1 pseudogene is annotated in these 391 nt (G+C 34.5%); it reads left to right on the top strand.

The window, feature by feature from the left end:
• Positions 1-286 (top strand): annotated as a pseudogene (locus AC1DUA_RS40890) (DinB family protein); the annotation flags it as partial.
• Between the last annotated feature and the right edge of the window lie 105 nt (positions 287-391).

Genomic DNA, 391 nt, shown 5'->3' with positions numbered 1-391 from the left:
ACATAAATCATTTGTCTGGATACGACCTGAGCATATGGAACCATTGGGAGATAAAACAATACTAGCAATAAAAAAAATTCTGGAAGAACAAATAAATGAGTGCAAAGAAATACTTAGAGAAATACCAGATGGGGAAGGCATTTTATATAAAACGATGATGACTGTAAACAATCTCGGAAAAATTGATGTTTACCAATATATTTATTTCATGTGTCAGCATGCGAAACGTCATATTACTCAAATGCAGATGGTAAGAGAAGAGTTTAGTGGAAAAAAAGTTGACTAGATTTACGTCATTACGCTTAAGGGTCACGTATTGATAAGATACACTATGGTCGGGTAAAGGAGTAGTGCTCATGAAAGTAATTGAGGTTACATCCAGTGGCATAAC

This window comes from Paenibacillus sp. 01T422 (assembly GCF_056398785.1).
Note: the sequence above shows the minus strand (reverse complement) of the source record. Positions and strands in the feature narration are given on the sequence as shown.